The organism is Micromonospora fulviviridis (assembly GCF_014648395.1).
In the GTDB taxonomy this organism is placed as follows: Bacteria; Actinomycetota; Actinomycetes; order Mycobacteriales; family Micromonosporaceae; genus Micromonospora; species Micromonospora fulviviridis.
This window is the reverse complement of record NZ_BMRA01000005.1, coordinates 349,159-374,942: the sequence shown is the minus strand read 5'-3', so window position 1 is coordinate 374,942 and position 25,784 is coordinate 349,159. Positions and strand designations below refer to the sequence as shown.

Sequence of the window (25,784 nt, the reverse complement as noted above, 5' to 3'; positions counted from 1 at the left end):
CCCTTCGCCGGAGTGCAGATTCCGCGCAAGGGGTGCACTCTGGGTAGTGACCGGTTCACCCAGGGGGCGCGATGGAACGGGTGCTCGAACTGCGGGTGCACGGGGTGTCGAACACTCCGCCCGACCAACTGCTCGGGCTGCGCCCCGGCGGTGACGGCGCGCAGCCCGATCTGGTCGCCGGCGGTGCCGTCACCGGCTTCTACCGCGCCAGCACCGCCGGCCGGGACGACCCGATCACGGTCGAGGCGTACAGCTGGGGGCAGTTGACCTCCGGCGCGCGGACCCGGCGCGACGTCGAGCGGGCCCTGTGGACGCTGCTGCTCCCCTTCACCCTGGCCAACGTGGCGCTCTACGCCCGCACCGGCATCCCGGCGGACCCGGACCGGGAACGCTGGGCCAGCCGCTCCGGGATCACCGCCTGGCTCATCCGGCTGTTCTGCCTGAGCCTCACCGCCACCCTGGTGATCACGGCGACCGGGATCGGCGTGGACCTGATCGGCTGGCAGTGCGTCGGCGCGGACTGCCTCGGCCACCTCCCCGGCCCGTGGGAGTTTCTCGGCAACCCGTGGTGGCGCCAGGACACCCGGGCGCTCGCCGTGGGGCTGCTGCTGCCGCTGCTCCTGCTGGCCGGCCTCGGCCTCGTCGCCTGGCGCACCTACCAGTACGAGGCCGAGATGCCCGCCGAACCGCACCCCGGCGAGGACGGCTCACCCACCGAACGGCCGGAGCCGCTGGAGAACCCGCTCCAGGACCCGACCTTCTGGAACGGCGAGGGGCAACTGCGCCGGGCGGCCGTGCTGCACCTGTGCACCGGGGCGGTCGTCGCGGCGGCAGTGCCGGTGACCTCGGTGATCATCATGGACCCGCCGCGCGGGCCACGGGCCGCGGTCGCCTGGGCCACCGTGGCAGTGCTGGCGGCCGTGGTGGCGATCGCCGTGGTCGCCCTGGGCCGGCCCTGGCTGACCCGGCGGCAGGGCGCCACCCCGCTCGGCCGATGGAGCGCCGCCGTGGCGCTGCTCACCGGGCTGGGGCTGGCCGGGACGTTCACCCTCCTGCTGCTGCCCGACGGTCCGGCCGGCCGGGCGCTGTCCGCGTACCGGCCGCCCGTCGGGTGCGTGGCCGACCCGGGCATCGCCGGCTGCCGCACCGACCGGTCGCTGCCCGGGTACGACACCGCGGTCGCCTGGCTCGCCACGTACCAGCTGCTGCTGCTGGTCACCATCGGCGCGGTGAACCGCTCCGGGCGGCGGGCGCTGTTCGGCCCGGTGGCCGGCAGCATGCTGCTGCCGCTCGGGGTGGCCTGGACCGAGCGCGACCTGCCCGGCCTGCCCGCCGCGCCGGACGGGCTGAGCACCTGGATGCTCGCCGTGCCGGCCATCGCGATCGCCCTGACCGGGCTGCTGCTGCCGCGGACCCGCCCGGCCGTCCCGGTGCAGCCGCTCGGCGCGTACACCGATCTGGCCTGGGGCGGGCGCGGCCCCGCACTCATCGCCGGCTTCGGCTGGATGATGGCGGTCGCCTACTGCGCCGGCCTCCTCTACTGGGTCAGCGACCGGCTCGACAGCCGGGCCGACCCGAGCGGCCAGAGCCGGGTGGTGCCCCCGCTCGCCGTCTTCTGGGCCGGGCTGGCCTGCGTGGTCGGCCTGGTCGCCCTGCTCGCGCTGCTGGTCCGGGCGGGCGTGCTGCTCCAGTCGCTGCGTCGGGCCGAGTACGCCGCGCTCACCGCCGACGGCGCCGGCCTCTCCGCGCACGACCTGCGCCGCTGCCGCGACGTCAGCGCCTTCCGCGCGCTGCACCGGCTGGTCGGCGAGCACGCGGCCCGGCTGGTCGGGTGCTACGCCACCGTCTCCGTGGTCCTGGTGACGCTGTGCTGCGGGGCCGCGCTCTCCCGGAGCCGGCCCAGCCCGCTCTCCCCCTCCGGCTGGCAGACCGTCATCCACTGGGCGGCCAACCAGGGCGACACCATGCTCGGCTGGCTGCCCGTGGTGATCAGCGCGCTCGGGCTGCTGGTCTACCGCAACGACACGGTGCGCCGCTCGGTCGGCGTCATCTGGGACGTCGGCACCTTCTGGCCCCGCGCCGCGCACCCCCTCGCCCCGCCCAGCTACGCCGAACGCGCGGTGCCGGAGCTCCAGACCCGGGTCGCCGGGCTGCTCGCGCTCCCTGCGCACCACCCCGAACGGATGGACGGGGTGATCCTCTCCGGGCACAGCCAGGGCACCGTCATCTGCGCCGCCATGCTGCTCCAACTGCCCCGCCGCTGGCGGCGGCGCATCTGGTTCTTCTCCTACGGCTGCCAGCTGACCCGGCTCTACGGCCGGGTCTTCCCCGCGTACTTCGGCCCGGAGCGGCTGCGCACCCTGGCCCGGGCACTCACCTGGCCCGGAGGCCACGTCACCTGGACCAACTTCTGGCGCGACACCGATCCGCTGGGCTGGCAGGTCAGCGCCGGCGAACGGGATGTGCCGGTGGCCGACCCGGAGGCGCTGCACCCCACCGGGGGCGAGGTGGCCGACCCGCCGATCCGCAACCACAGCGGCTATCCGGAGGCAGCAGAGTTCATCCGCGAGCGGGCGGTGGTGGCCCGGCTGCTGCGCCGGACCGTGCCGTCACCCCGGCAGCGGGTCGGCTAGCCGGACCACCAGATCGGCGTGTTCCGCCGTGCCGGCGACCAGCCGGGCGTTCGCCTCGTCGCTGCCGAGCGCCCAGGCGCGGGCCTGCTCCGGCGACTTCCCGTACGCCTCGTGCCGGGCGGTGAGCCGGCGCACCCGCAGCTCGGCGTCCAGGTCGAGGAACCAGACCTGGTGCAGCAGCGTGCGCACCTCCTCCCACGGGTCGTCGCGCAGCAGCAGGTAGTTGCCCTCGGTCACCACCAGCCGCACCTCGGGCGGCACCTCGATCGCCCCGGCGACCGGCTCCTCCAGGTCGCGGCGGAACGCCGGCGCCCACACCGAGGTCGGCTCCAACCGGCGCAGCCGGCGCAGGACGGAGACGAAGCCGTTGACGTCGAACGTGTCCGGCGCGCCCTTGCGCGCGTCCCGGCCCAGCCGGACCAGCTCCGACTGCGCCAGGTGGAAGCCGTCCATCGGCACCAGCCGGGCGGCCGGACCGACCTCGGCGACGAGCCGCTCGGCCAGCGTGGACTTGCCCGCCCCGGGCGCCCCGGCGATGCCGAGCAGCTGCCGGGGGCCGTCCGCGGCGAGGGCCCGGGCCCGCTCCACCAGCTCGCCGAGCGGGAGCACCTGCGCGGGCGGCATCAGCCGAGCACCGGGTCGCTGATGGTGAACCGGGCCTCGACCGCCGCGTGCACCGGCTGCGGCTGCGGATCCAGCTCCAGCTCGGGTGTGGCCTCCCCGGCCCGGCCGAAGCCCGCCTTCGCCATCATCGGCGGGGCGGCGGCCAGGCCGGTGTCGGCCAGCTCCAGCAGGGCGGTCACCCGGGCGCCGAGCGCTTCGGCGTATTCCCGGGCGCGGGCCAGGGCGTCCGCGATCGCGGCGTGCCGGGCCTCCCGGTACGCCGGGCTGTCCGGCCGCAGCGACCACCACGGACCGGCCACCTCGACCTGCTCCTGGTCGGCCAGGCGCAGCATCAGCTCGCCGAGAGCGGTGAAGTCGACAACGGTGACGGTGGTGGTCACGCTGCCGTGGTAGGCCACCACCCGCTCACCCGACCGCTTCGTCTCCGGCCAGACCCGGAGCTGGCCGGTGTCCCGCCGCTCCACGGCCGGCTCGGCCGCGTCGAGCAGCACCCGCACGGCGGCGGTCCGCTCGGCCAGCCGGGTCAGCGTGGTCTCCCGGTCGCGGTCCCGTGCGGTCGCGGTCACCGTGAACCGGGCCAGCTCGGGGGCCACCTCCCGGTACGCCTCGCCGCGTACCGCCACGACCGGTGCGTCCGCCATGTTTCTCAGCCTAGTGGCGGGGTGGCCGGAAGGTGCGCCGTGTAGGTGACCGCGCCGCCCGCCACCCGGCAGCCGGTGAGGTGGCCGCCGGCCGCGCCCAGCTCCCGCAGGTAGGCCAGCTCACCGGCGTGGTCGTCGGCGGGGAACTCGCGCCGGTGGGCGGTGAACGGGCGCCCGCGCAACGCTGCCCGGGCGGTGCGGCCCTCGGCCAGCCGGCCGGCCAGCTTCCCGGGGTCGCCGGCCCGCAGCGCCTCGGCCAGGTCGTCGAGGTAGGCCCGGACCGCGTCCAGCTCGGCCAGCACCCGCTCCCGGTTGCCGAGCAGCATGTTCGCGGTCCGTTCGGGCGGGCCGCCGGCGACCCGGGTGCCGTCGGAGAAGCTGCCTGCGGCGAGCGCGAGCACCGCGTCGCGCAGTGCGGAGCGCTGCACCGTGCCGGCCAGCGCGCTGGCCAGCAGGTGGGGCAGGTGCGAGGCGAGCGCGGCGGCGCTGTCGTGCTCCGGGGCGGACATCGGCACCACCCGGGCGTGGAAGACGTCGATGAGCAGCGCGGCGAGCCGCCGGAACGCGGCCATCCCGGTCGGCCCCGGGCAGAGCACCCACGCCGCCCCGTCGAGCAGCCCGGCGTTGGCCGCGCCGAGGCCGGCCCGGTCGGCCCCGGCCATCGGGTGGCCGGGCACGAACCGGTGCCCGAGCCCCTGCGTGCCGGCGGCGGTGGCCACCTCGGCCTTGGTGCTGCCCACGTCGGTGAGCACGCAGCGGTCGTCGGTGGCCGCGGCCACCCGGGCCAGCGTCGCGGGCAGGGTGGGCAGCGGGCCGCAGAGGAACACCACGTCGCGGCCGGCGACCGCCTCCTCGACGGTGTCCGGCGCGCTGACGCCCTGTTCGCGGACCCGCTGCCGGGTCGCCGGATCCGGGTCCCAGCCGGCCACGTCGAGCCCGGCGTCGCGGAGCCGGAGCAGCACCGATCCCCCGATCAGGCCGGTGCCGACCACCGCCACGCGTGCCTGCCCGCCGGCCCCGCCCACCATCGGCCCACCTCGGCGTCCCGTCGTGCGGAGCCGGCCCGGCCCCGCTGCAAGTTCCGCCGAGGATACCGTCCGGCGCCCAGCCCTGGCTGTCCGTCACCGCCCACGCGAAGTGCAGGGCGAGTCGTCGTGCGGCTGCGGCCGGCCCGGGTACCGGCGGCACGGAAGGGGGTTGTCCGAGCAGCGCTCGCGTCGTACGGTCCCCCGGCGGCCCACCGGACGGGCCGGTCCAACGGGGGAAAGGGAAGTACATGTCCGCCACGTACCGGGCGCTCGCCTCGGTGGTCATGTTGATCGGTTTCTACGTCGTCGCGCTGCTCCAGCTCGCCGCCGTGGCCGCGCTCGGCGTCTGGCTGTTCAGCCACACCAGCGGCCTGGTCACCGGCAAGCTGCTGCTCCCGCTGGTGGTCGCGCTCGGCGCGGTCGGGGTCGGGCTGTGGAAGGCGATCCGTACGAAGAACGAGCCGGCGCCCGGCCTGATCCTGGACGAGCGGGCGGCGCCGTGGCTCTGGGCCACGGTCCGGGAGCTGGCCACGGCCGTCGGAACCCGCGCGCCCGACGAGATCCGCCTGGTGCCCGAGGTGAACGCGGCGGTCGGCGAGCAGAGCAAGCTGCTCGGCCTGATCGGCGGCCGGCGCACCCTCTACGTCGGACTGCCGCTGCTCCAAGCCATGCGGATCGACCAGCTCCGCTCGGTGCTGGCCCACGAGCTGGGCCACTACTCCGGCCAGCACACCCGGCTGGGCGGGGTCGCCTACCGCGGCCGGCTGGCCATCGAGGAGACCGTCGACCGGATCAGCCCGCGCAACCCGGTCGGCTGGATCTTCAAGGGCTACTCGAAGCTCTACCTGATGGTCGACAACGCCGCCTCGCGCCGCCAGGAGCTGGAGGCGGACCGGTCGTCGGTGGCGCTCGCCGGCACCGAGGCGGCCACCTCGGCGCTGCGCACCCTGCCCGCGCTCGACGCGGCCTGGGCCTTCTACATGCGCCGCTACGTCGAGCCGGGCTGGACGGCCGGGCTCGCGCCGGACGACCTCTTCGGCGGCTTCGCCATGCTGCTCCATGCCCGCCGGGACGAGATCGACGAGCTGCGGGAGAACGCCCCGGAGCGCGAGCCGTCGCGCTGGGACACCCACCCCCCGATCGGCGTACGCGTCGCCGCCATGACGGCCACGCCCGCCGCGCCGGTGGCGCCGGACGACCGGCCGGCCTGGGCCCTGCTCGCCGACGTGGCCGGGGCCGGGCGGCACCTCCAGGGCCTCGTGGTCGAGCACGGCTCGCGGCGGGTGCTGCCCTGGGCGGAGTTCGTCGCGGAGTCGGTGGCCGCCACCGTGCAGCGGCAGGCGGACGGCATCTACCGGGCGGCCGGCCGGTTCATCGGCACCCCCACCCCGGGCCTGCCCACCCTGCTGGACCTGGTCCGTGCCGGCCGGCTCGGCCAGTTCGCCGAGCAGTTCTTCAGCGGCGCCACCCGCAAGGAGGCCGCCGCGGCCTTCGCCGGCCCGATGGAGACCCTGCTGGACAACGCCGCGGTCCGCTCCGGGCGGGCCCGCTGGCAGCTCTCCTGGTCGGGGCCGGCCCCGCTGGTCGGCCCGGCGGGCGAGCCACTCGACCTGGCCGGCATCGCCAAGCTGGCGGTCGCACCGGAGACCCTGAACGAGGCGCTCACCCGCCTCGCCGAGCTGAGGATCGACGCCGCCCACGCCACCGTGGTGCAAGCCCGGGCCTCGGCCCGCAACGCCGACCTGATCGGCGGGCTCGCCAACATCAAGGTCGACGGCCGGGAGCACGACATCCTCGTGCTCGACAACGGCCTGGTCCTGATCCCCGACCCGGGCAAGTCCAGCGAGGGCGAGAAGCGGCTCACGTCGCTCGTCGGCGCGGTGCCGGTCGCCGACCTGGCCGCCCGGCACCCGTACCTGCCCTACGAGGAGATCACCTCGGTCGAGGTGAAGCGCGAGGTGCCGCTGAAGGCCACCCTGACCCTCTTCGACGGCCGGACCGTGTCGCTGCAGGAGCTGATGGCCAGCGAGTTCCTGGAGAAGCGCAGCCGGGACACCCTGCTGCGGGTGTTCCAGCGGATCAACGACTGACGCGTGCGCGGCGGCCGACCTCTCGGGGCCGGCCGCCGCGCACGTCGGTCAGAGCTGGGCGAGCCGGCCGGCGACCGCGTCGACGTGCTCGTCCGACTCGGTGAGCGCCACCCGGACGTGCCGGGCGCCGGCCGGGCCGTAGAAGACGCCGGCGGCGACCAGGATGCCCCGGCGGGCCAGCCAGTCGACGGTGTCCCAGCAGTCCTCGTCCCGGGTCATCCAGAGGTAGAGCCCCGCCTCGGAGTGCTCGACGGTGAAGCCGGCGCCGGTGAACGCGGCGTACAGCTTCTCCCGCCGGGCCCGGTAGCGCTCCCGCTGCGCGTCGGCGTGCGCCTGGTCGCCCAGCGCGGCCACCATGGCCGCCTGCACCGGGGCCGGCACGATCATGCCGGCGTGCTTGCGGATCTTGAGCAGCTCGGCCACCAGCGCCGGGTCACCGGCCACGAAGCCGGCCCGGTAGCCGGCCAGGTTGGAGCGCTTGGAGAGCGAGTGCACCGCCAGCACGCCCGCGTACGACCCGCCGCAGACCTCCGGCGAGAGGACCGACACGGGCTCGGCGTCCCAGCCCAGGGGCAGGTAGCACTCGTCGCTGGCGACCACCGCGCCGCGCTCGCGCGCCCAGTCGACGACCTTGCGCAGATGGCGGGCGGGCAGCACCCGCCCCGTGGGGTTGCCGGGCGAGTTCACCCAGACCAGCCGGACCCGCGGGTCGGGGCCCAGGGCGGTCAGCGAGTCGCTGCGCACCGTGGTGGCGCCGGCCAGCCGGGCCCCGTCCTCGTACGTCGGGTAGGCGATCGACGGCACCACGACCACGTCGCCGGGGCCGACGCCGAGCAGCGTGGGCAGCCAGGCGACCAGCTCCTTCGAGCCGATCGTGGGCAGCACCCCGAGCCCGTCGACGCCCGCGCCGCAGGCGCGCGCCACCCAGGCCGCGATGGCGTCCCGCAGCGCGGGAGTGCCCGCGGTCAGCGGGTAGCCCGGCGCGTTCGACGCGTCGGCCAGCGCCTGCCGGATCAGCGCCGGCACCGGGTCGACCGGCGTGCCCATCGAGAGGTTGATGAGACCGTCCGGGTGCGCCGCGGCCGTCGCGGCCGCGGCGTCCAGGGTGTCCCAGGTGAAGTCGGGCAGCCGCGACGAGACCGGCGCGGGCCGGTTCAGTGGCCCTCTCCGCGCGGCGGCTGCGCGGCCACGAAGGTCGCGTCCTTCTCCACCTTGCCGATCTTGGAGGCGCCGCCCGGCGAGCCCAGGTCCTCGAAGAACTCGTAGTTCGCCCCGGTGTAGTCCTTCCACTGCTCCGGGACGTCGTCCTCGTAGAAGATCGCTTCGACCGGGCAGACCGGCTCACAGGCACCACAGTCGACGCACTCGTCGGGGTGGATGTAGAGCATCCGGTTGCCCTCGTAGATGCAGTCGACCGGGCACTCCTCGATGCATGCCTTGTCGAGCACGTCCACGCACGGCTCGGCGATGATGTAGGTCACCGGTCTTCTCCTCCGCAAGACTCGTCGCGATCATCCGCGACGGTTAGAGCCTAGTATCTCGCCGGGGAGGGGGTCGATCGTGCTCCGACAGCAGGACGTGGGACACCGGATCGTGGTCCGCCGGATTGTGGGGATTCGCGAAGGCCGGCCGCTGTTCTCGGACGCGCTCGGCGAACTGGTCGAGCTGAGCGAGACCCACATCACGCTGGCCACCGACCGGGGCCGGCTGCGGGTCCCGGTGGACGAGGTGCACCGCGCGAAACGGGTACCGGCGGCCCGCCGGCCGACGGCCGCCGCCGTGATCGCCCTCGAGCTGGCCGCCGACGAGGCGTGGCCCGCCCCGGTACGCGGGCGGCTCGGCGGCTGGCTGCTGCGCAGCGCCGCGGGCTGGACCGGCCGGGCGAACAGCGCGCTGCCGGTCGGCGACCCGGACCGCCCGCTGCCCGCCGCGCTGGACGCGGTGCAGCGCTGGTACGCCGACCGAGGCCAGCCCGCCCTGGTGAACACCCCGCTGCCACTGGCCGCGCCGGTCGGCGCCGAGCTGGACGCGCGGGGCTGGGCCGCCCGGCCGCCGGTGCTGGTGCAGACCGCGCCGCTCGCCGCGCTGCCGCCGGGGCGCCCCGACCTGCCGCCGGTCGGGCTGTCCCCGACGCCCTCGGCGGAGTGGCTGTCGGTGGCGGCCGGCCGCAAGGGCGGGCTGCCCGACGCCGCACGGCACGTGCTGACCGCCGTGGACCGGGTCCGCTTCGCCCACCTGCACGTCGACGGCCGGCTGCTCGCGGTGGGCCGGGGCACGGTCACCGGCGAGGGGCGCTGGCTCGGCCTCACGCTCATCGAGGTGCTGCCGGAGGCCCGCCGGCGCGGGTACGCGGGCGCGGTCATCCGGGCGCTGGCCGACTGGGGCCGGGCGGAGGGCGCCACGCAGGCGTTCCTCCAGGTGGAGCAGCGCAACACCGGCGCCGTGGCCCTCTACCAGCGGCTCGGCTTCACCACCCACCACACCTACCTGACCCGGGTCGCCCCGGACTGATCGAAGGGTTCCGGCAGGTCGTCCGGGGTACGGAGAGGTCCGTACCCCGGTGAGGAAGGACCTGCGCGATGGCCAAGCAGCACACGGCGCGGCGCGGCAGCGGCGCGGCGGCGACGAAGAACCAGCCCGGCAACCAGACGCCGGACACCCCCGACATCAACGAGAGCGAGATCGCCCGCCTGAAGGTCGACCAGCTCCGCGACCGGCTGCGCCGGCGCGGCGTCACCGGCACCGCCGACATGCGCAAGCCGGAGCTGGTCGACGCGCTCGTCCAGGCCCTGCGCGAGGGCCGCAAGACCACCCGTTCCCGCGGCGGCTCGGGTTCCGGTCGTGACCGGGCCTCGTCCGCCTCCGGACCCGGCCGGCGCGGCACGGGCGGCCGCTCGGGCGCCGGTTCCGCGCCCCGCCGTCGCGGCAACGGCGGTGAACAGCCGGGCAACCAGACGCCGAACACCCCCGAGGTCAACGAGAGCGAGATCGCCCGCCTGAAGGTCGACCAGCTCCGCGACCGCCTCCGCCGGCGCGGCGTCACCGGCACCGCCGACATGCGCAAGCCGGAGCTGGTCGACGCGCTCGTCCAGGCCCTGCGCGAGGGCCGCAAGACCACCGGATCGCGAGGCGGCTCCAGCCCGCGGGACGGCTCCGGCTCGCGCGGATCCCGGTCGGGCTCCCGCCGGGATACGCCGACCGGCGCGGCACCGGACGCGACGGAGCTCGCGGAGCTGGAACAGCGGGCGGCGGATCTGGCGGACGTCGCGCCGCAGGCCCCGGAGGTCGAGGAGGTCGAGCGCCGCGCCGCGGAGCTGGAGGCGCCGGGTACGGAGGCGACCGAGTTGCCGGCCCTGCCGGCCGCGAGCGCGACGGCCGCCCCCAAGCCGCGGGCCGAGGCGGACGGCGGAACGGTCCCGCGGCAGCGGTCCGGCGGCGCGGACACCGGCGGCCGGCAGCCCGTCCGGGTGGCCGACGGATCCCGCTCGGGCCCGACGCTGAGCATGGACACGGCGGACCGGGTCGTGGCGTCCATGGTGCCGCCGGAGGTGGACGCGGTGGATGAGGTGGTCACCCCGGAGGGCACCATGATCACCGGAGGCTCCGGTCCGGCCGCCGAGTCGGTCGACACGCCGCCCCTGCCCGCCACCGGGCGGGACTGAGCGGGACGGCCGCGCCCACCGCGGGCGAGGCCGCGACGCCGGGCCGGTTCCGCCCGGACGCCGTACCCGGAGGGGGCGGCGCCGGGCGGGATCACCCGGCGCCGGCACGCCGCGGGGTCGCGGGCCGCCTCAGCGGCGGACGACCTTGCGGGGCTTGGTCGCCTTCAGCTCGGCGTAGCGCTTGAGCTGCCGCGAGCGGAAGTCGCGCCCCAGCGCGGTGAGGGTCAGGTAACCGACCAGCACGCCGGCCACCGTGGCCGCCAGGTAGAGCCAGATCTGGGCGAAGAAGAGGCCGGCGCCACCCTCGAACGGGTTCTCGCCGACCAGCAGCGGGCCGACGAAGACGGTCAGCGCCAGCGCCGCGACCACCGCGACGGCCAGGTCGCCGGTCCAGTGGCCGGCCGGCCGCTCCGCGCCCCAGCGGAACGCCGTGACGGCCAGGATCAGCCCGATGACCAGGAACATCACGAGCGACACCCGGCCGGCGGCGGTGTCGTCGTCAGGGTAGGCGAACTTGATGACCAGCCGCGCCACCACGTTGACCACGAACAGCGCGGCCGCCAGCACGCCGACCGCACGCCACCGCTGGAACATCGCACGCCTCCCGCCGTACCGCCCGCCCCCTCGGTGGGCTCCTGGCAGAGATATCTACCACCGCAACCTGTGCGGCGTCTGCACCCTCAGCGGACGGCGGGCGGCACCACGATCTGCCGGAAACCCATCACCGCGAAGGTGATCGCGCCCGCCACGATGAGCCCGAGGCCGAGCACGTTGTCGCCGCTGAGCGCGAGGTCGCCCTCGACGGTGCGGAAGCCGCCCGCGACGATCACCACGAACCAGGGCAGGGCCGCCAGCGCCGCCGCCCAGCGGGTGCCGACCGCCAGGTGGGCGAACCAGCTCACCAGCACCGTCAGCACCACCACCGCGGCGATCCCGCCCACCGCCAGCGAGATGCCGACCAGGGCCTTGCCGGCGCCGCCGGACAGGCCCTCGACCACCTCCCAGGCCCAGGTGGCGAAGAGCAGGGCGAGCACCGCGGCGAGGACGCCGGCCCAGACCGCCACCACCCCGCCGGCGACGCGCAGCACGAGGTCGACCGCCCGGGCCGGCGGCTCGGGCGCGGGGGGCTCCTGCTCGGGGGCGACCGACATGGGTGCGGCGGGCAGCGTCACCGGAGGCCGGCCGCCGTGACCGGGGACCGGTCCGGCCGGTCCAGCGCCAACCCGGCGAAGAGGTCGTCCTCCCAGCCGTACGGGCCGCTGCCCGGGCCCTTCTCGCCGACCGCGAGGGTGAAGTACTCCACCCCCATGAATTCGGCGCCGAAGTTGCCGGCGATCGAGTAGAGCCAGGAGTTGGCCGGGATCTGGGTGGCGTGCGCCCGCATCGCCGCCTCCTTGGCGACGTGCTGGTCGGTGGCGTCGATGCACGCGGCGATCCCCTCGTCCGGGGTGCCGAAGGGCAGCTCGTCCGCGCTCTCGATGCCGGCGAAGGGGTTGTCCGACGACTCGGTGAACGCGTCCAGGCCGGCCTCCAGCACGCCGCGCGGCATCGCCGTCCAGTAGACCTTCGCCGGGGCGATCCCCTCGGCGGCGGCGAGTTCCACGCCGCGCATGGCGACCCGGTGTGCCTGGATGTGGTCGGGGTGGCCGTAGAAGCCGTTCGGGTCGTACGTGATCATCACCTGCGGGCGGACCTCGCGGATGACCTCCAGCAGGTGGCCGGCGGCCTCGTCGAGGTCGGCCTGCCAGAACGCCCGCGGGTGTTCGTTGGTGGCCAGCCCCATCATCCCGGAGTCGCGGTAGCGGCCCGCGCCGCCGAGGAAGCGGTGGTCGGTGACGCCGAGCGCCGCGCAGGCGGCCGCCAGCTCGCCGATCCGGTAGCCGCCGAGCTGGTCGGCCTCGGCCGCGGCGAGCTGGGCCAGCGCCGGCACGTGGATCTCGCCCTCCTCGCCCAGCGTGCAGGTGACCAGGGTGACGTGGGCGCCGGTGGCGGCGTAGTGCGCCATCGTCGCGCCGGTGCCGATGGACTCGTCGTCGGGGTGCGCGTGGACCAGCAGCAGGCGTCGGTCGGGCAGGCTCGTCACGCCCGTCACTCTAACCGGCGGTCCTGCCCGCTCGATGCTTACGCGTCCGCCCAGGTCGGCCACATCACGCCCGGCGCGCGCCTACTCTCTACAGGCGTGGACTTTCCCGAGCTGGCCGCCCGCACCCGTCGGTTCAGCCACGGGGCGCCGCGCTCCGTCTCCGTCACCGACGACGGCTCCCGGGTCATCTTCCTGCGCTCGTCGGGACCGGAGGACCCGGCCGACGCGCTCTGGCTGCTCGACGTCGCCTCCGGCGAGGAGCGCCTCGTCGCCGACCCGGCGGTGCTGCTCGGCACCGACGGCGAACCGGTCGAGCTGGCGCCGGGTGAGCGGGCGCTGCGCGAGCGGCTGCGGCTCAGCGCCGCCGGCATCGGCTCGTACGCCCTGGACGGCGCCGGCCGGGTGGCCGCGTTCGCGCTCGCCGGCCGCCTGTTCCGGGCCGACCTGGTGCACGGCGACGTGGTCGAGGTGGCCGCCGTCGGTCCGGTGATCGACCCGCGTCCCGACCCGACCGGCGAACGGCTGGCCTACGTGACCGACGCCGCCGAGGGGGTACGCCGGGGCCAGCTGCGCGTGGTCGAACCGGACGGCACGGACAACCTGCTCGCCGGCGAGGACAGCGGGGTGACCTGGGGGCTGGCCGAGCACATCGCGGCGGAGGAGTTCGGCCGGTTCCGCGGCTACTGGTGGTCCCCGGACGGGCGCTCGGTGCTGGCCGCCCGGGTGGACGAGTCCCGGCTGGACCGCTGGCACCTGCACGACCCGTCCGACCCGGCGAGCCCGCCGACGTCCGTGGCGTACCCCCGGGCGGGTGGGCCGAACGCGGAGGTCAGCCTGCACCTGCTCGACCTCGACGGCGGTTGGGTCGACGTGCACTGGGACCGGGAGACCTACCCGTACCTCACCTCGGTGGACTGGGCCGACGGCGGCCCGCTGATCACCGTGCTGCGCCGGTCGCAGCAGCACGGGCTGGTGCTGGCCGTGGATCCGCGCACCGGGGAGACGCAGGTGCACGCCGAGCTGGCCGACCCGCGCTGGGTGGAGCCCATCCCCGGCACCCCGGCGCACCTGCCCGACGGCCGGGTGCTGGTCGGCGGCGAGCTGGCCCACGACGGGTACGACGCCCGCTGCCTGTTCGCCGACGGCACCCTGCTCACCCCGCCCTCGCTCTACGTGCGGCGGGTGGTGGGCAGGCTGCCGGCCGGCCCGAACGCGGCGGCGGACCTGCTGGTCGAGGCGAGCGAGGGCGAACCGAGCCAGCGCCACCTCTACCGGGTGCGAACGGCGATCGGCGGCGGGGTGGACGCCCGCCGGATGGGCAGCGACCCCGGCTGGCACACCGCCGCGATCGGCGGCAGCACGCTGGCCGTGGGGGTGGCCTCACTGGAGCACCCGGGCACCCGGTGGCGGGTCTGGCACGGCGACCGCGAGGTGGGTGAGCTGGGCTCGCGCGCCGCGACCCCGCCGTACGCGCCGCGGCCCACGCTGGTCCGGGTGACCGACCGGCGGCTGCCGAGCGCGGTGCTCTACCCGGGTGAGCACGTGAAGGGCACGAAGCTGCCGGTGCTGCTGGACGTCTACGGCGGCCCGGGCCACCAGGAGGTGATCGCGGCGCGGGGGGCCTGGCTGGAACGGCAGTGGTGGGCCGAGCAGGGCTTCGCCGTGGTGACCATCGACAACCGGGGCACCCCCGGCATCGCCCCCTCGTTCGAGAAGGCGATCCACCGGCGGGTGGCCGACGTGATCCTGACCGACCAGGTGGACGCGCTGACCGCGCTCGCCGGCAAGCACCCGGACCTGGACCTGGAGCGGGTGGCGGTGCGCGGCTGGTCGTTCGGTGGCTGGCTGGCCGGGTTGGCGGTGCTGCGCCACCCGGAGCTGTTCCGGTGCGCGATCGTCGGCGCGCCGGTCACCGACTGGACGCTGTACGACACCGCGTACACCGAGCGCTATCTGGGGATGCCGGACGACGGGATGGACGTCTACGCCCACCACTCGCTGGTCGAGCTGGCCGCCGAGCCGGTCGGCGACCCGGCGCAGGCCCGGCCGATGCTGCTGGTGCACGGCCTGATGGACGACAACGTGCTGGCCGCGCACACGCTGCGGCTGTCGGGGGCGCTGCTGGCCGCGGGCCGCCCGCACGCCGTGCTGCCCCTCACCGGCGCCACCCACATGGCGGCCGGCGGGTTGGCCGAACGCCTGCTCCGCCTGGAGCTCGACTTCCTCCGCCGCCACCTGTGACGCGCGGGGGCCCCGGCCCGATCGGACCGGGGCCCCGCTGTCAGGCCGTCACTGCTTCACGTAGACGTTCGTGAAGGCGGGGTAGCCGAAGATGCTGGACAGGTAGATCCCGCCCACCTTGGAGCCGTGCAGGTAGTAGCCCTGCTCGACGAAGAGCGGCACGGCCGGGGCCAGCTCGGTCATGATGCGCTTGTCGAGCTTGGCCCACTCCTTGCCCTGCTCACCGGCCGGCATGGCGAGGATCCGGTCGAACTCCTTGTTGATCTCGTCGCTGTTCACGTACGAGGTGTTGCTGTTGCTCTCGGCCTTGATGGTGCGGCCGTCGAAGAGCACGGGCAGGATCGCCGCACCGCTCGGCCAGTCCGCGGCCCACTGGTCGGTCCAGAGGTCGTACGGGTTGTTCTTCTTGCTGGTCTCGTCGAGCTTGGCGTCGGTCGGGATGGTCTTGACCGTGATCTTGAAGCCGGCCTTCTCCAGGTTGGCCTTGAGCTGGGTGGCCAGCTCCGGCGAGTCGTCGCTGATGCCGAGCACCAGCTCCGGGGTCTTGCCGGCGAGCAGCTCCTTGGCCTTCTCGACGTTGCCGCTCGGGCCGGCCGGGTAGGCGTCGTAGCTCTCCCAGCCGATGGTCGACGGCGGCATCAGCGTGGTGACGGCCTTGGCGGACGCCTCACCGCCGTACGCCTTGATGAAGCCGTCCCGGTCGATCGCGTAGTTGAGCGCCTGGCGCACCGACAGGTCGGTGACCCGCTGGGTGTTGATGGTCAGCCGCCACAGGCTGGGGGTCTGGCCGCGCACCGAGCGGTCCTTCAGCGTCGCGTCGCCGGTGACCCGGGCGACCAGCGCCGACGGCACGCCGTTCCAGGCCAGCGCCGTCTGGTCGTCGCCATTGTCGGAGATCACCCGGTTGGCGCCCGCCTCGGCGTCCGGGCCGTAGTTCCAGACGATCTTGTCCGGGTACGCGTGCCGCACCGGGTCCGTCTTCGGGTCCCAGTTCTCGTTCCGCTCCATCACCAGCTCGACACCGGCGGTGTTCTTGGTGATCTTGTAGGGCCCGGAGGAGAACGGCTGGTTGTCCAGGTTGACGCCGGTGTCCTTGTCCGCCTTCAGCGGCGCGGTGTACGGCAGCGACGCCGCGAACGGCAGGTCACAGTGCGGCTTGGCGAACTCGAACTTGAGCGTCTTCGCGTCCGGCGCGGTCAGGCCCGGCGGCAGCGAGGTCTTGTTCGCCTTGAAGTTCCACTTGGTGTCGTACTGCGGGTCGTTGGCGAGCCACTCCTGCAGGTAGGTCGGGCCGCCGGTCAGGTCCGGGTCGAAGGAACGGGCGATGCCGTACGCGATCTCCTTGGAGGTGATCGCGCTGCCGTCCTCGAACTTCACCCCGTCCTTGATCTTGAATTCCCAGACCTTGCAGTCCTTGTTGACGTCGGTGCCCGGGGTCTCGGCGAGGTCGCCGACCAGGGTCACCTTGCCCGAGCCGTCGTCCTTGAACGTGGTCAGGAAGCGGCTGTAGAGCGGGGCGTTCATCAGACCGGCGAACGAGTAGACCCGCTGCGGGTCGAGGTGCGAGATCTTGGTCTCCCGGATCACCCGGAAGGTCCCGCCCTTGGCGGCGCCGGGCACCTCGGCGGCCGGCCCCATCGAATCCTTGGGGTCGGTGGCGATCGAGCCGCTCTGCACCCGGTTCTCACCGGAGCCGCCGTCGGTGCCCTTGTTCTCGCTGCACGCCCCCATCACCACGAGCAGTGCGAGCGCGCCGCCCGTGGCGGCTGCCCTCTTCAGGCGCATGTGCGCCTCCTCCCTATCACGGAGCCTCGTCAGACGACGTAGGAAAACTACGGTTTGTGTAACAGAGAGCGGTGGATTTCTCCACGCCCTGCCGGGCGCCGTTGCGCTATCGCAACCGGACCCGGGGGTCGATGGCCGCATAGAGCAGGTCGACCACGATGTTGGCGACCACGATGAAGACCGCCGAGATCAGCACGGTGGCCATGATGGTCGGCAGGTCCCCGGAGCGGACCGCGTCCACGGCGGTGCGGCCGAGCCCCTGGATGCCGAAGGTGGTCTCGGTGATCACCGTGCCGCCCAGCGCGCTGCCGACGTCCAGGCCGGCGATGGTGACGATCGGGGTGATCGCCGCGCGCAGCGCGTGCCGGCCGTACACCTTCCGTTTCGGCACGCCCTTGGCCCGCGCGGTGCGGACGAAGTCCTCGGAGAGCGTCTCCAGCATCTGGGCCCGGGACAGCCGGGCGTAGATCGCGGAGAAGAGGAAGGCCAGGCAGACCCAGGCGAGGACGAGACCGCTGGCCCACTTCACCGGATTGTCGAAGATGGAGGTGTAGCCCGGTGTCGGGGTGATCCGCAGGTTGTAGGTGAAGATCAGGAGCAGCACGGCGCCGACGAAGTAGAGCTGCATCGAGGCGCCGGCCAGCGAGAAGCCGATGGCCAGCCGGTCCAGCAGGGTGCCCCGTCGTAGCGCCGAGACCATGCCGAGCCCGACGCCCAGCACCAGCCAGAGCACCGCCGCCGGGATGACGATGCTCAGGGTCACCGGGAGCACCCGGGTCAGGGTGTCGGTGACCGCCTCGCTGTTGACGTAGGAGTAGCCGAGGCAGGGGGCGTCGCACCGGCCGCCCTGGGAGCTGCCCAGGTCCCGCCCGGTGACGATGCCCTTCATGTAGTTCGCGTACTGCTCGGGCAGCGGGTCACGCAGGCCCAGTTCCTCGCGGACCCGCTCCAACCGTTCGGCGTTGCAGTTCTTCGGGCACATGCCGCTGACCGGGTCGCGGGGCAGGCCGAAGAACATCAGGAAGCTGAGCACGCTCACCGCGAAGAGGGTGAGGACCGCGGTGAGCAGCCGGCGTACCAGGAATCGGGTCATGAGGCTCCACCCCTACCGGGACGACTTCGGGTCGAGCGCGTCACGTAGCGCGTCGCCGAGCAGGTTGAAGGCGAGCACGAGGATGAAGATCGTGACGCCGGGGAAGAACACGTACGCCGGGTCGGTCTGCAGGTACGGGATGCTCTGGAAGATCATCCGACCGAAGTCGGCGGTGGGTTCGAGGATGCCGATGCCGAGGAAGGACAGCGCCGCCTCACCGGTGATGTACGACGGCACGGCGAGCGAGAACGCGACCAGGATCGGCGCCCACAGGTTGGGCAGGAGCTGCCGGAACAGCATGTGGCCCAGTCCGGCGCCGCTGGCCCTGGCCGCCTCCACGAACTCCCGCTCGCGCAGCGAGATCACCTGCCCCCGGACCAGCCGGGCGGTGCTCGTCCAGCCGAACGCGGCGAAGATGCCGATGAGCACGGTCACCTGGAACGCCGGCGGCACCTCCTCCCGCGGGCCGTAGAAGCGCAGCCCCACGGTGGGCACCACGGCGAGGGCGAAGATGAGGAAGGGCAGGGCCAGCGCCACGTCGGTGATCCAGCTGATCACCGTGTCGACGATCCCGCCGAGGAAGCCGGCGAGGATGCCGGCCGCCACCCCGATCGCGGTGGTCACCAGGGCGGCCGCGAACGCGATGAACAGCGACGTCCGCATGCCGTAGATCATGCGGATGAAGATGTCCCGGCCGAGCCGCGGCTCCAGCCCGAACCAGTGGTCGCCGGTGATGCCGCCGACGTAGCCCAGCGGCATGCCGTTGCCGTCCAGGAGCTGCTGGAACTGCTCGTTCGGGCCGACGCCGTAGAGCTTGGAGATCAGCGGCGCGGCGAGCGCCAGCACGACGAAGAGGACCAGCACGACGCCGCTGACCATGGCCGTGCGGTCCCGGCGGAGCCGGGCCCAGGCGAGCTGGCCGGGCGACCGGCCGACGATGCCCTGCTCGTCGGGCTTCACGGGGTCGGCGGCCGGCTCCATCTCGGCCCGCGCCGCGCCCTCGACGGGGGACAGGCTCATTGCGGCAACTCCTCGGTTCGCGACTGCGGGGCTCGCAACACCGGCTCACTCCTCGCGCTCACGGCACCTCCACGGGCTCGCTGGTGACGACGCCGATCGGCCCGCTCTCCGGGAAGTGGCAGGCGGTGGCCTGGTTGCCGCCGTCGCGGGTGACGAGGGCGGGTTCCTCGGTGGCGCAGCGTTCCTGGGCTTTCCAGCAGCGGGTGCGGAAGCGGCAGCCCGACGGTGGGTTGAGCGGGGTGGGTACGTCGCCGGTGAGGCGGATGCGTCCGGCGGGCCCGAGGGTGGTGACGTCGGGGATGGCCGACAGCAGGGCCCGGGTGTAGGGGTGTTGGGGGCGGGTGTAGATGTCGTCGCGGTCGCCGATCTCGACGATGGTGCCCAGGTACATGACGGCGACGCGGTGGCAGAAGTGCCGCACGACGGCGAGGTCGTGGGCGATGAACACGAAGGCCAGGTCGAGGTCGCGTTGCAGGTCGCGTAGCAGGTTGATGACCTGGGCCTGGATGGAGACGTCGAGGGCGCTCACGGGTTCGTCGGCGACGATGAGCTTGGGGCGTAGGGCGAGGGCGCGGGCGATGCCGATGCGCTGGCGTTGGCCGCCGGAGAACTCGTGCGGGTAGCGGTTGTAGTGCTCCGGGTTCAACCCGACCAGTTCCAGCAGTTCCTGGACGCGTTTCTTGATGCCGCCGGGCGGGTTGATGCCGTTGACCTGTAGCGGCATGGCCACGATCCGGCCGACGGTGTGCCGGGGGTTCAGCGAGGCGTAGGGGTCCTGGAAGATGATCTGCAGGTCCTGCCGCAGCGGCCGCAACTGCGCCCGCCGGGCATGGGTGATGTCCCGACCGGCGAACTCGATGGTGCCGGCGGTCGGCTCCAGCAGCCGCACCAGCATTCGCCCCGTGGTGGTCTTCCCACACCCGGACTCACCGACCAGGCCCAGCGTCTCGCCGGGGCGGACGTCGAAGTCCACGCCGTCCACGGCCCGGACGGCGCCCTTGGCGCGGAAGCCCTCCCGCACCGGGAAGTGCTTGGTCAGCCCCCGCACGCGCAGCAGCGGCTCGGTCTCGGTACTCATCGGGCCACTCCCACCTGGGCGATGTCCTGCTGGTAGAGCCGGGTGCGCTCCTCGGCCGGCAGGTGGCAGGCCACCAGGTGCCCCGCCTCCCCGGCCGCCCGCAGCTCGGGCACCTCGGTGCGGGAGCGGTCGCCGTTGCGGCCGGCGTAACGGCACCGGGGGTGGAACGCGCACCCCGACGGCAGGTTGATCAACGACGGGGGGTTGCCCTTGATGGGCACCAGGTCCGCGTCGGCGTCGCCGTGCAACGACGGCACACTCGACAACAACCCCCACGTGTACGGATGCTGCGGCCGCCGCAACACCTGCTCCACACTCCCGCGCTCCACCGCCCGACCCCCGTACATGACGAGCACGTCATCAGCCACCTGACTGACCACGCCCAGGTCGTGGGTGATCAGGATGATCGCCGACCGGAACTCCTCCTGCAGATCACTGAGCAGGTCCAGGATCTGCGCCTGTACCGTCACATCCAGGGCGGTGGTCGGCTCGTCGGCGATGAGCAGGTCCGGGTCGTTCACCAGGGCCATCGCGATCATCGCCCGCTGCCGCATGCCCCCGGAGAACTCGTGCGGATACTGATCGAACCGCTTCGCCGGCTGCGGGATGCCGACCCGGCCCAGCATGTCCACCGCCCGAGTGCGCGCCTCCCGCTTCCCGGCCCGCGGGTGATGCACGCGGTACGCCTCGGCGATCTGCTTACCGACCGTGTAGTACGGGTGCAACGCGGACAGCGGATCCTGGAAGATCATCGCCATGTCCCGGCCCCGCAGCCGCCGCACCTCCTCCTCCGCCATGCCGACCAGCTGACGGCCACCCACGGAGATCTCCCCCGAGATGGCCGCTCGCTTCGGGTTGTGCAGGCCCAGGATCGCCAGCGACGTCACGCTCTTCCCCGAACCCGACTCCCCCACGATCCCCAGGGTCCGACCGCGCTCGACGGCGAAGGAGACCCCGTCGACGGCCTTCACCACGCCGTCCTCGGTCTCGAACCGCACCCGCAGGTCCGTGACCTGGAGATAGGGGCCCTCGCCGGAGCGCTGCTCCGGCACCTCGGGACGGTCCGGCTCCCCGGACGGCACCGAATCCGACCTGCCCATGACCGCCTCCCTCAGTGGTGAAGAGAACCTACAGCAAACTCCTGGAGGCGAAAATAAGCTACAAATGGCGGCCTGTCAGCGGCCTGAGCGTAACGACTGGGTTTCCGACCTGAACAGCCCTCACCTGGGACATCTACGGATGCGACTGGACATCGACGCCTCGTCGTCGCACGTGAGATGCGACCATGGCCCTGGCGACCAAGGGAAGATTTCACGCCGGCACGAGGTGGAGGTGACTGTGACCGCGTCGGTGTTTGACCACGACGGCCCGTGGACCGAAGAGGAGTACCTCGCCCTCGGCGAGACGCAGCAACGCGTCGAACTCTTCGACTGGAGCCTCTACGTGACCCCTGGGCCCACTCCTCTGCACCAGAACATTTCCGGCGAACTTCGCGCCGCGCTCCGCCGACCGGTGCGGGACGTCGGCCTGCGAGTGCTCGAGGCCGTGAACGTCCGCCTGAGGGCGGGCCGGATCCCGATCCCCGATCTGGTCATCACCAACGACATCGATCTGAGCGTGCTCGTGATCGAAGCCAGCGATGTGCACCTGGTTTGCGAGATCGTCTCCCCCAGTAACGCGGCCACCGACAAGGTGCTCAAGATGCACTACTACGCCGCCGCGCTGATCGATTGGTACCTGCTGATCGAGCAGGAAACCCTGACCATGCACCTCTACCAGCGGCAGGGTGCGCACTACGTCGAGCGGTCCGTCACGAAGGCGGGCGAGGTGCTGGAGTTGACCGATCCCGTTCGCGCGACGATCCACCCCGAGGAGCTGCTCGGCTGACGCATGCCGGTCGGCTCGCCTAGGGTCGGGCGCATGACGGGATTCGACGCGGCGACCGCCGCCGTCCAGGCCGCCCTCGACGCGGGAGCCCGGTACGCGGACGCCCGGGTGATGCACCGCCGCTACGAGTCGATGTCGGCCCGCAACGGGGACATCGAGGAGCTGACCCAGGACGAGAGCATCGGGCTGGGCGTCCGCGCCCTGGTCGGTTCGAGTTGGGGCTTCCACGCCGTACCCGAGCTGTCGGACGCCGCGGCCCGTGACGCCGGGCGGCGCGCCGCGGCGATCGCCACCGCGAGCGCGCGGGTCCCCGGCCCGCCGATCGACCTGGTCGCGGTCGAGGCGACGGTGGCGAGCTGGGCCTCGGCGTGCGACGTCGACCCGCTCGGCGTGCCGCTCACCGACAAGGGTGACCTGCTGGTCCGCGCCACCGCGACGATGCGCGAGCACGGCGCCGACCTCGCCGAGGGGCTCTACCAGATCTGGGACACCACCAAGTGGTTCGTCTCCAGCGAGGGGCACCGCATCGACCAGCGGATCCGGGAGTGCGGGGGCGGCATCTCGGCCACCTCGATCGGCGACGGCGAGACCCAGCGCCGCTCCTATCCGAGCTACCGCGGGCAGTACGGCACCACCGGCTGGGAGCTGGTCACCTCGCTCGACATGGCGGCACACGCCGCCCGGATCGCCGAGGAGTCCCGCGAGCTGCTCACCGCTCCGGAGTGCCCGTCCGGCGAGACCGACCTGATCCTCGGCGGCGAGCAGCTCGCCCTCCAGATCCACGAGTCGGTCGGGCACGCCATCGAACTGGACCGGATCCTCGGCTGGGAGGCGGCCTTCGCCGGCACGTCCTGGCTGGACCTGAGCCGGCTCGGCACGCTGCGGTACGGCTCGGAGCTGATGAACGTCACCATCGACCCGACGATCCCCGGCGCGCTGGGTAGCTTCGGCTTCGACGACGAGGGCTCCCCGGCGGTCAGGCGGGACGCGGTCCGCGAGGGGCGCTGGGTGGGGGTGCTCGCCGGCCGCGACTCGGCCGCCGTCGCGGGCCTCGACTACGGCGGCAGCGTACGGGCGGACGGCTGGGCCCGGCTGCCCATGGTGCGGATGACCAACGTGGGCCTGGAACCGGGCCCGCACACGCTCGACGAGATCATCGACGCCACCGACGACGGGGTGTTCATGGACCTCAACCGCTCCTGGTCCATCGACGACAAGCGGCTCAACTTCCAGTTCGGCTGCGAGGTCGGCTGGGAGGTGAAGAAGGGCCGCCGGGGGCGGATGCTGCGCAACCCCACCTACACGGGGATCGGGCCAGTGTTCTGGCGCTCGATGGACATGCTCTCGTCGGAGATCGTGCCGTGGGGCACGCCGAACTGCGGCAAGGGGCAGCCCGGCCAGACCGGGCACACCGGCCACCCGGCCGCCCCGGCCCGCTTCCGCAACGTCCGGGTGGGGGTGCGGGCATGACCGAGCTGGACCTCGCCGGCCGGGTGGTGGATCTGGTCCGGCAGCTGGCCGGGCCGGGCGCCGAGGCCGAGGTGGTGGTGACCCGGGCCGACCTGGCGCTGACCCGGTTCGCCAACTCCTTCATCCACCAGAACGTGGCCGAGTCGGGCACCACGGTCCGGCTCCGGCTGCACGTCGACGGCCGGACGGCCGCGGGCGGCGGCAGCCTGGTCGACCCCGACGGGCTGACCGCGCTGGTGGAGCGGACCCTGGCCGCGGCGCGGCTCTGCCCGCCCGACCCGGCCTGGCCGGGTCTCACCCCGCCGGCGCCGGTCCCGTCCGGCGCGGCCGTCGACGAGGCCACCGCGGACGCCTCGCCCGATGAGCGGGCCACCCGGGTACGCGCCTTCGTGGACGCGGTCGAGGGGCTGGAGGCGGCCGGCTACTGCCGGACGGCGTACCGGTCCGGGGCGTTCGCCAACTCGGCCGGGCACTCGGCGGTGGGGCGGGCGGCCGAAGCGGCCATGGACGGCATCGCCCGGACCGGCGGCGCCGACGGGGTGGCCCGGCAGTGCGCCGACCGTCTCGCCGACCTCGACGGCGGGGCCCTGGGCGCCCGGGCGGCGGCGAAGGCACGGGCCGCGGCCGACCCGGTGGAGCTGCCCCCGGGCCGCTACGAGGTGGTGCTCGAACCCGCCGCCGTGGCCGACCTCCTGCAGAACCTCGCCTGGTACGGCTTCAACGGCAAGCGGTACGCCGAGCGGCAGTCCTTCGCCGAGCCGGGCGCCGCCCAGTTCGACCCGGCGGTGACCCTGGTGGACGACCCGCTGCACGCCTCCGGGCTGCCGTACGACCTGGAGGGCACGCCCCGGCGGGCGCTGCCGCTGGTCGAGGCGGGCACCACCCGGGCGGTGGCGCACGACCGGCGCAGCGGCGCCGAGGCGGGCACCGGGTCCACCGGGCACGGGATGGTCGGCGCGTCGACCTTCGGCCCGCTCCCGCGCAACCTGCGCCTGCTGCCGACCGGCGGCACGGCGGAGGTGGCCACCGGACCGCTCAGTGCCGGGGTGACCGGCGCGGTGGCCGACCCGGACACCGCCGCGCTGGTCGCCGGGATGGCCCGGGGGCTGCTGGTCAGCGACTTCTGGTACACCCGCGTGCTGGATCCGAAGCAGCTCGTCGTCACCGGGCTGACCCGCAACGGCGTCTGGCTGGTGGAGGACGGGGTGCCCACCCGGGCGGTGCGGGACTTCCGGTTCACCGAGTCGTACCCGCGGGCGTTGGGTCCGGGCCGGGTGCTCGGCCTCGGCCGGGCGCCGGTCCGCCAACCGGACCGGGTGGACGGCTTCTGGTGGGAGGCCCCGGCGCTGCGGCTGGCGTCCTGGAACTTCACCGGCGGCGCGTCGGGCTGAACACGCCGACCGTCCGTCGATATTGATCATGGTCCGGGTCTTTCCAACGTCCGGGACACACGGGACACTGCGTTGCGCGGCCGCGCCGCGAAGATCGGCGTAACGTGTGTCACTTAGCTGCGCCGGTTCGCCGGTGCGGCCTGTGCGTGCGCAAGACGTGGCAGTGGACGCGGTCTCGCCGGTCCGCTGGCCGGTACGGAAGGTGTGATCCGCCGCCCCCGCGAGGGCGCCGTCAGGGAGACGACTCGAATGACATCAACGGCAACGACGCCGCGGGGAGCGCGGGGGCGCGCCGCCATCGCGGCGAAGACGTTGCGGACCGACCGCTGGTGGTTCGCGCCACTGATCACCGTCGTCGGGCTCAGCGCCTGGGTCATCTACGCGACGGTCCGGGTCTTCATGCACAAGTGGTACTGGGTGGACGCCTACCACTACCTGACGCCGTTCTACTCCCCCTGCGTCACCGACCGGTGCGTCGAGGGCTCCTCGCACTTCGGCAGCTTCCTGCCGGGCTGGTGGATCATCCCGGACGCGGCGCTGACCCTGCCGTTCCTGCTGCTGTTCCGGCTCACCTGCTACTACTACCGCAAGGCCTACTACCGGTCGTTCTGGCTGTCGCCGCCGGCGTGCGCGGTTCCCGACGGGCACCAGGCGTACGGCGGGGAGACCCGGTTCCCGCTGCTCGGCCAGAACCTGCACCGCTACTTCTTCTACGCCGCCGCGATCATCTCGCTGATCAACACCTACGACGCCATCTACGCGTTCCACTCGCCCAAGGGCTTCGGCTTCGGGCTGGGCAACGTCATCCTGCTGCTCAACGTGGTGATGCTCTGGGCGTACACGATCTCCTGCCACTCCTGCCGGCACATCATCGGCGGGCGGCTCAAGCACTTCTCCAAGCACCCGCTGCGCTACCGGGCGTGGACCGGGGTGTCCTGGCTGAACGTCCGGCACATGCAGCTCGCCTGGATCACCCTCGGCACGCTGGCGCTGACCGACTTCTACGTCATGGCGGTGGCGGCCGAGTGGTTCCCCGATCTGCGGTTCATCAACTGAGG

General features: G+C 73.6%; 22 protein-coding genes. 9 read left to right on the top strand and 13 right to left on the bottom strand.

All coding sequences use genetic code 11. The annotated features are described in order from the left end of the window. Positions 1-71: 71 nt before the first annotated feature. Entirely contained in the window at positions 72-2,633 is a 2,562-nt protein-coding gene (locus tag IEY96_RS15920) for a hypothetical protein (protein ID WP_189195576.1), read from the top strand. On the opposite strand, the gene IEY96_RS15915 is transcribed toward IEY96_RS15920, so the two are convergent. Genes IEY96_RS15915 through IEY96_RS15905 form a run of 3 tightly spaced genes read right to left on the bottom strand, consistent with a single transcriptional unit; the run spans position 2,610 to position 4,926 of the window. Next, a complete protein-coding gene (locus tag IEY96_RS15915; protein WP_189195575.1) occupies positions 2,610-3,257 on the bottom strand; it encodes a nucleoside/nucleotide kinase family protein in 648 nt (215 codons plus the stop codon). The two genes, IEY96_RS15920 and IEY96_RS15915, sit on opposite strands and share 24 nt — an antisense overlap. Next, positions 3,257-3,898: an SIMPL domain-containing protein gene (locus tag IEY96_RS15910; protein WP_189195574.1), complete on the bottom strand. Its 642-nt coding sequence runs from the start codon at positions 3,896-3,898 to the stop codon at positions 3,257-3,259. The genes IEY96_RS15915 and IEY96_RS15910 overlap by 1 nt, the downstream gene beginning before the upstream one ends. A gap of 5 nt (positions 3,899-3,903) precedes the next feature. Next, positions 3,904-4,926 carry a prephenate dehydrogenase gene (locus IEY96_RS15905; RefSeq protein ID WP_189195573.1) on the bottom strand — a complete coding sequence of 341 codons (1,023 nt, stop codon included), beginning with the start codon at positions 4,924-4,926 and terminating at the stop codon, positions 3,904-3,906. A gap of 248 nt (positions 4,927-5,174) precedes the next feature. Between IEY96_RS15905 and IEY96_RS15900 the strand changes: the two genes are divergently transcribed. Beyond that, positions 5,175-7,016, top strand: coding sequence for a M48 family metallopeptidase (locus IEY96_RS15900; RefSeq protein WP_189195572.1), 1,842 nt, complete (start codon positions 5,175-5,177; stop codon positions 7,014-7,016). A gap of 48 nt (positions 7,017-7,064) precedes the next feature. Here the strand turns inward: IEY96_RS15900 and dapC are convergent, their stop codons facing one another. Both dapC and fdxA read right to left on the bottom strand, forming a co-directional pair. Then, positions 7,065-8,174 (bottom strand): succinyldiaminopimelate transaminase, encoded by a 1,110-nt coding sequence (gene dapC / locus IEY96_RS15895; protein ID WP_308429922.1) that lies wholly within the window; start codon positions 8,172-8,174, stop codon positions 7,065-7,067. Continuing rightward, positions 8,171-8,497 carry a ferredoxin gene (gene fdxA / locus IEY96_RS15890; protein ID WP_007464872.1) on the bottom strand — a complete coding sequence of 109 codons (327 nt, stop codon included), beginning with the start codon at positions 8,495-8,497 and terminating at the stop codon, positions 8,171-8,173. The genes dapC and fdxA overlap by 4 nt, the downstream gene beginning before the upstream one ends. Positions 8,498-8,576: 79 nt before the next feature. Between fdxA and IEY96_RS15885 the strand changes: the two genes are divergently transcribed. Further along, positions 8,577-9,527: a GNAT family N-acetyltransferase gene (locus tag IEY96_RS15885; protein ID WP_189195571.1), complete on the top strand. Its 951-nt coding sequence runs from the start codon at positions 8,577-8,579 to the stop codon at positions 9,525-9,527. A 68-nt stretch (positions 9,528-9,595) separates the two neighbouring features. Then, entirely contained in the window at positions 9,596-10,678 is a 1,083-nt protein-coding gene (locus IEY96_RS15880) for a hypothetical protein (RefSeq protein WP_189195570.1), read from the top strand. 129 nt (positions 10,679-10,807) lie between these two features. Here IEY96_RS15880 and IEY96_RS15875 read toward each other — a convergent pair whose 3' ends face one another. The 3 genes from IEY96_RS15875 to mshB form a co-directional block, all read right to left on the bottom strand. Continuing rightward, positions 10,808-11,272 carry a hypothetical protein gene (locus tag IEY96_RS15875; protein WP_189195569.1) on the bottom strand — a complete coding sequence of 155 codons (465 nt, stop codon included), beginning with the start codon at positions 11,270-11,272 and terminating at the stop codon, positions 10,808-10,810. Between the two features lie 86 nt (positions 11,273-11,358). Continuing rightward, positions 11,359-11,829, bottom strand: coding sequence for a hypothetical protein (locus IEY96_RS15870; RefSeq protein ID WP_189195568.1), 471 nt, complete (start codon positions 11,827-11,829; stop codon positions 11,359-11,361). Between the two features lie 17 nt (positions 11,830-11,846). Beyond that, entirely contained in the window at positions 11,847-12,770 is a 924-nt protein-coding gene (gene mshB / locus IEY96_RS15865; protein ID WP_189195567.1) for an N-acetyl-1-D-myo-inositol-2-amino-2-deoxy-alpha-D-glucopyranoside deacetylase, read from the bottom strand. An 87-nt stretch (positions 12,771-12,857) separates the two neighbouring features. Here mshB and IEY96_RS15860 point away from each other — a divergent pair, with 87 nt between their 5' ends. Continuing rightward, positions 12,858-15,002, top strand: coding sequence for a S9 family peptidase (locus IEY96_RS15860; RefSeq protein WP_189195566.1), 2,145 nt, complete (start codon positions 12,858-12,860; stop codon positions 15,000-15,002). A gap of 48 nt (positions 15,003-15,050) precedes the next feature. Here IEY96_RS15860 and IEY96_RS15855 read toward each other — a convergent pair whose 3' ends face one another. The 5 genes from IEY96_RS15855 to IEY96_RS15835 form a co-directional block, all read right to left on the bottom strand. Then, entirely contained in the window at positions 15,051-16,787 is a 1,737-nt protein-coding gene (locus tag IEY96_RS15855; protein WP_189195565.1) for an ABC transporter substrate-binding protein, read from the bottom strand. A gap of 106 nt (positions 16,788-16,893) precedes the next feature. Next, entirely contained in the window at positions 16,894-17,880 is a 987-nt protein-coding gene (locus tag IEY96_RS15850) for an ABC transporter permease (RefSeq protein ID WP_189195564.1), read from the bottom strand. A 12-nt stretch (positions 17,881-17,892) separates the two neighbouring features. Next, complete coding sequence (locus tag IEY96_RS15845) at positions 17,893-18,900, bottom strand: ABC transporter permease (RefSeq protein ID WP_189195563.1); 1,008 nt, start codon at positions 18,898-18,900, stop codon at positions 17,893-17,895. A 58-nt stretch (positions 18,901-18,958) separates the two neighbouring features. Then, on the bottom strand, positions 18,959-19,978 hold the full coding sequence (locus IEY96_RS15840) for an ABC transporter ATP-binding protein (protein WP_189195562.1): 1,020 nt from the start codon (positions 19,976-19,978) through the stop codon (positions 18,959-18,961). Then, positions 19,975-21,078, bottom strand: a complete 1,104-nt coding sequence (locus IEY96_RS15835) for an ABC transporter ATP-binding protein (RefSeq protein WP_189195561.1) — start codon at positions 21,076-21,078, stop codon at positions 19,975-19,977. The genes IEY96_RS15840 and IEY96_RS15835 overlap by 4 nt, the downstream gene beginning before the upstream one ends. A 238-nt stretch (positions 21,079-21,316) precedes the next feature. Here IEY96_RS15835 and IEY96_RS15830 point away from each other — a divergent pair, with 238 nt between their 5' ends. From IEY96_RS15830 to sdhC, 4 genes are all read left to right on the top strand, one after another. Continuing rightward, on the top strand, positions 21,317-21,865 hold the full coding sequence (locus tag IEY96_RS15830; RefSeq protein WP_189195741.1) for a Uma2 family endonuclease: 549 nt from the start codon (positions 21,317-21,319) through the stop codon (positions 21,863-21,865). A gap of 33 nt (positions 21,866-21,898) precedes the next feature. Further along, positions 21,899-23,335 carry a TldD/PmbA family protein gene (locus IEY96_RS15825; protein WP_189195560.1) on the top strand — a complete coding sequence of 479 codons (1,437 nt, stop codon included), beginning with the start codon at positions 21,899-21,901 and terminating at the stop codon, positions 23,333-23,335. After that, complete coding sequence (locus IEY96_RS15820) at positions 23,332-24,726, top strand: TldD/PmbA family protein (protein ID WP_189195559.1); 1,395 nt, start codon at positions 23,332-23,334, stop codon at positions 24,724-24,726. Before IEY96_RS15825 ends, IEY96_RS15820 begins: the two co-directional genes overlap by 4 nt. A 249-nt stretch (positions 24,727-24,975) precedes the next feature. After that, positions 24,976-25,782: a succinate dehydrogenase subunit SdhC gene (gene sdhC / locus IEY96_RS15815; RefSeq protein WP_189195558.1), complete on the top strand. Its 807-nt coding sequence runs from the start codon at positions 24,976-24,978 to the stop codon at positions 25,780-25,782. Positions 25,783-25,784 lie beyond the last annotated feature (2 nt).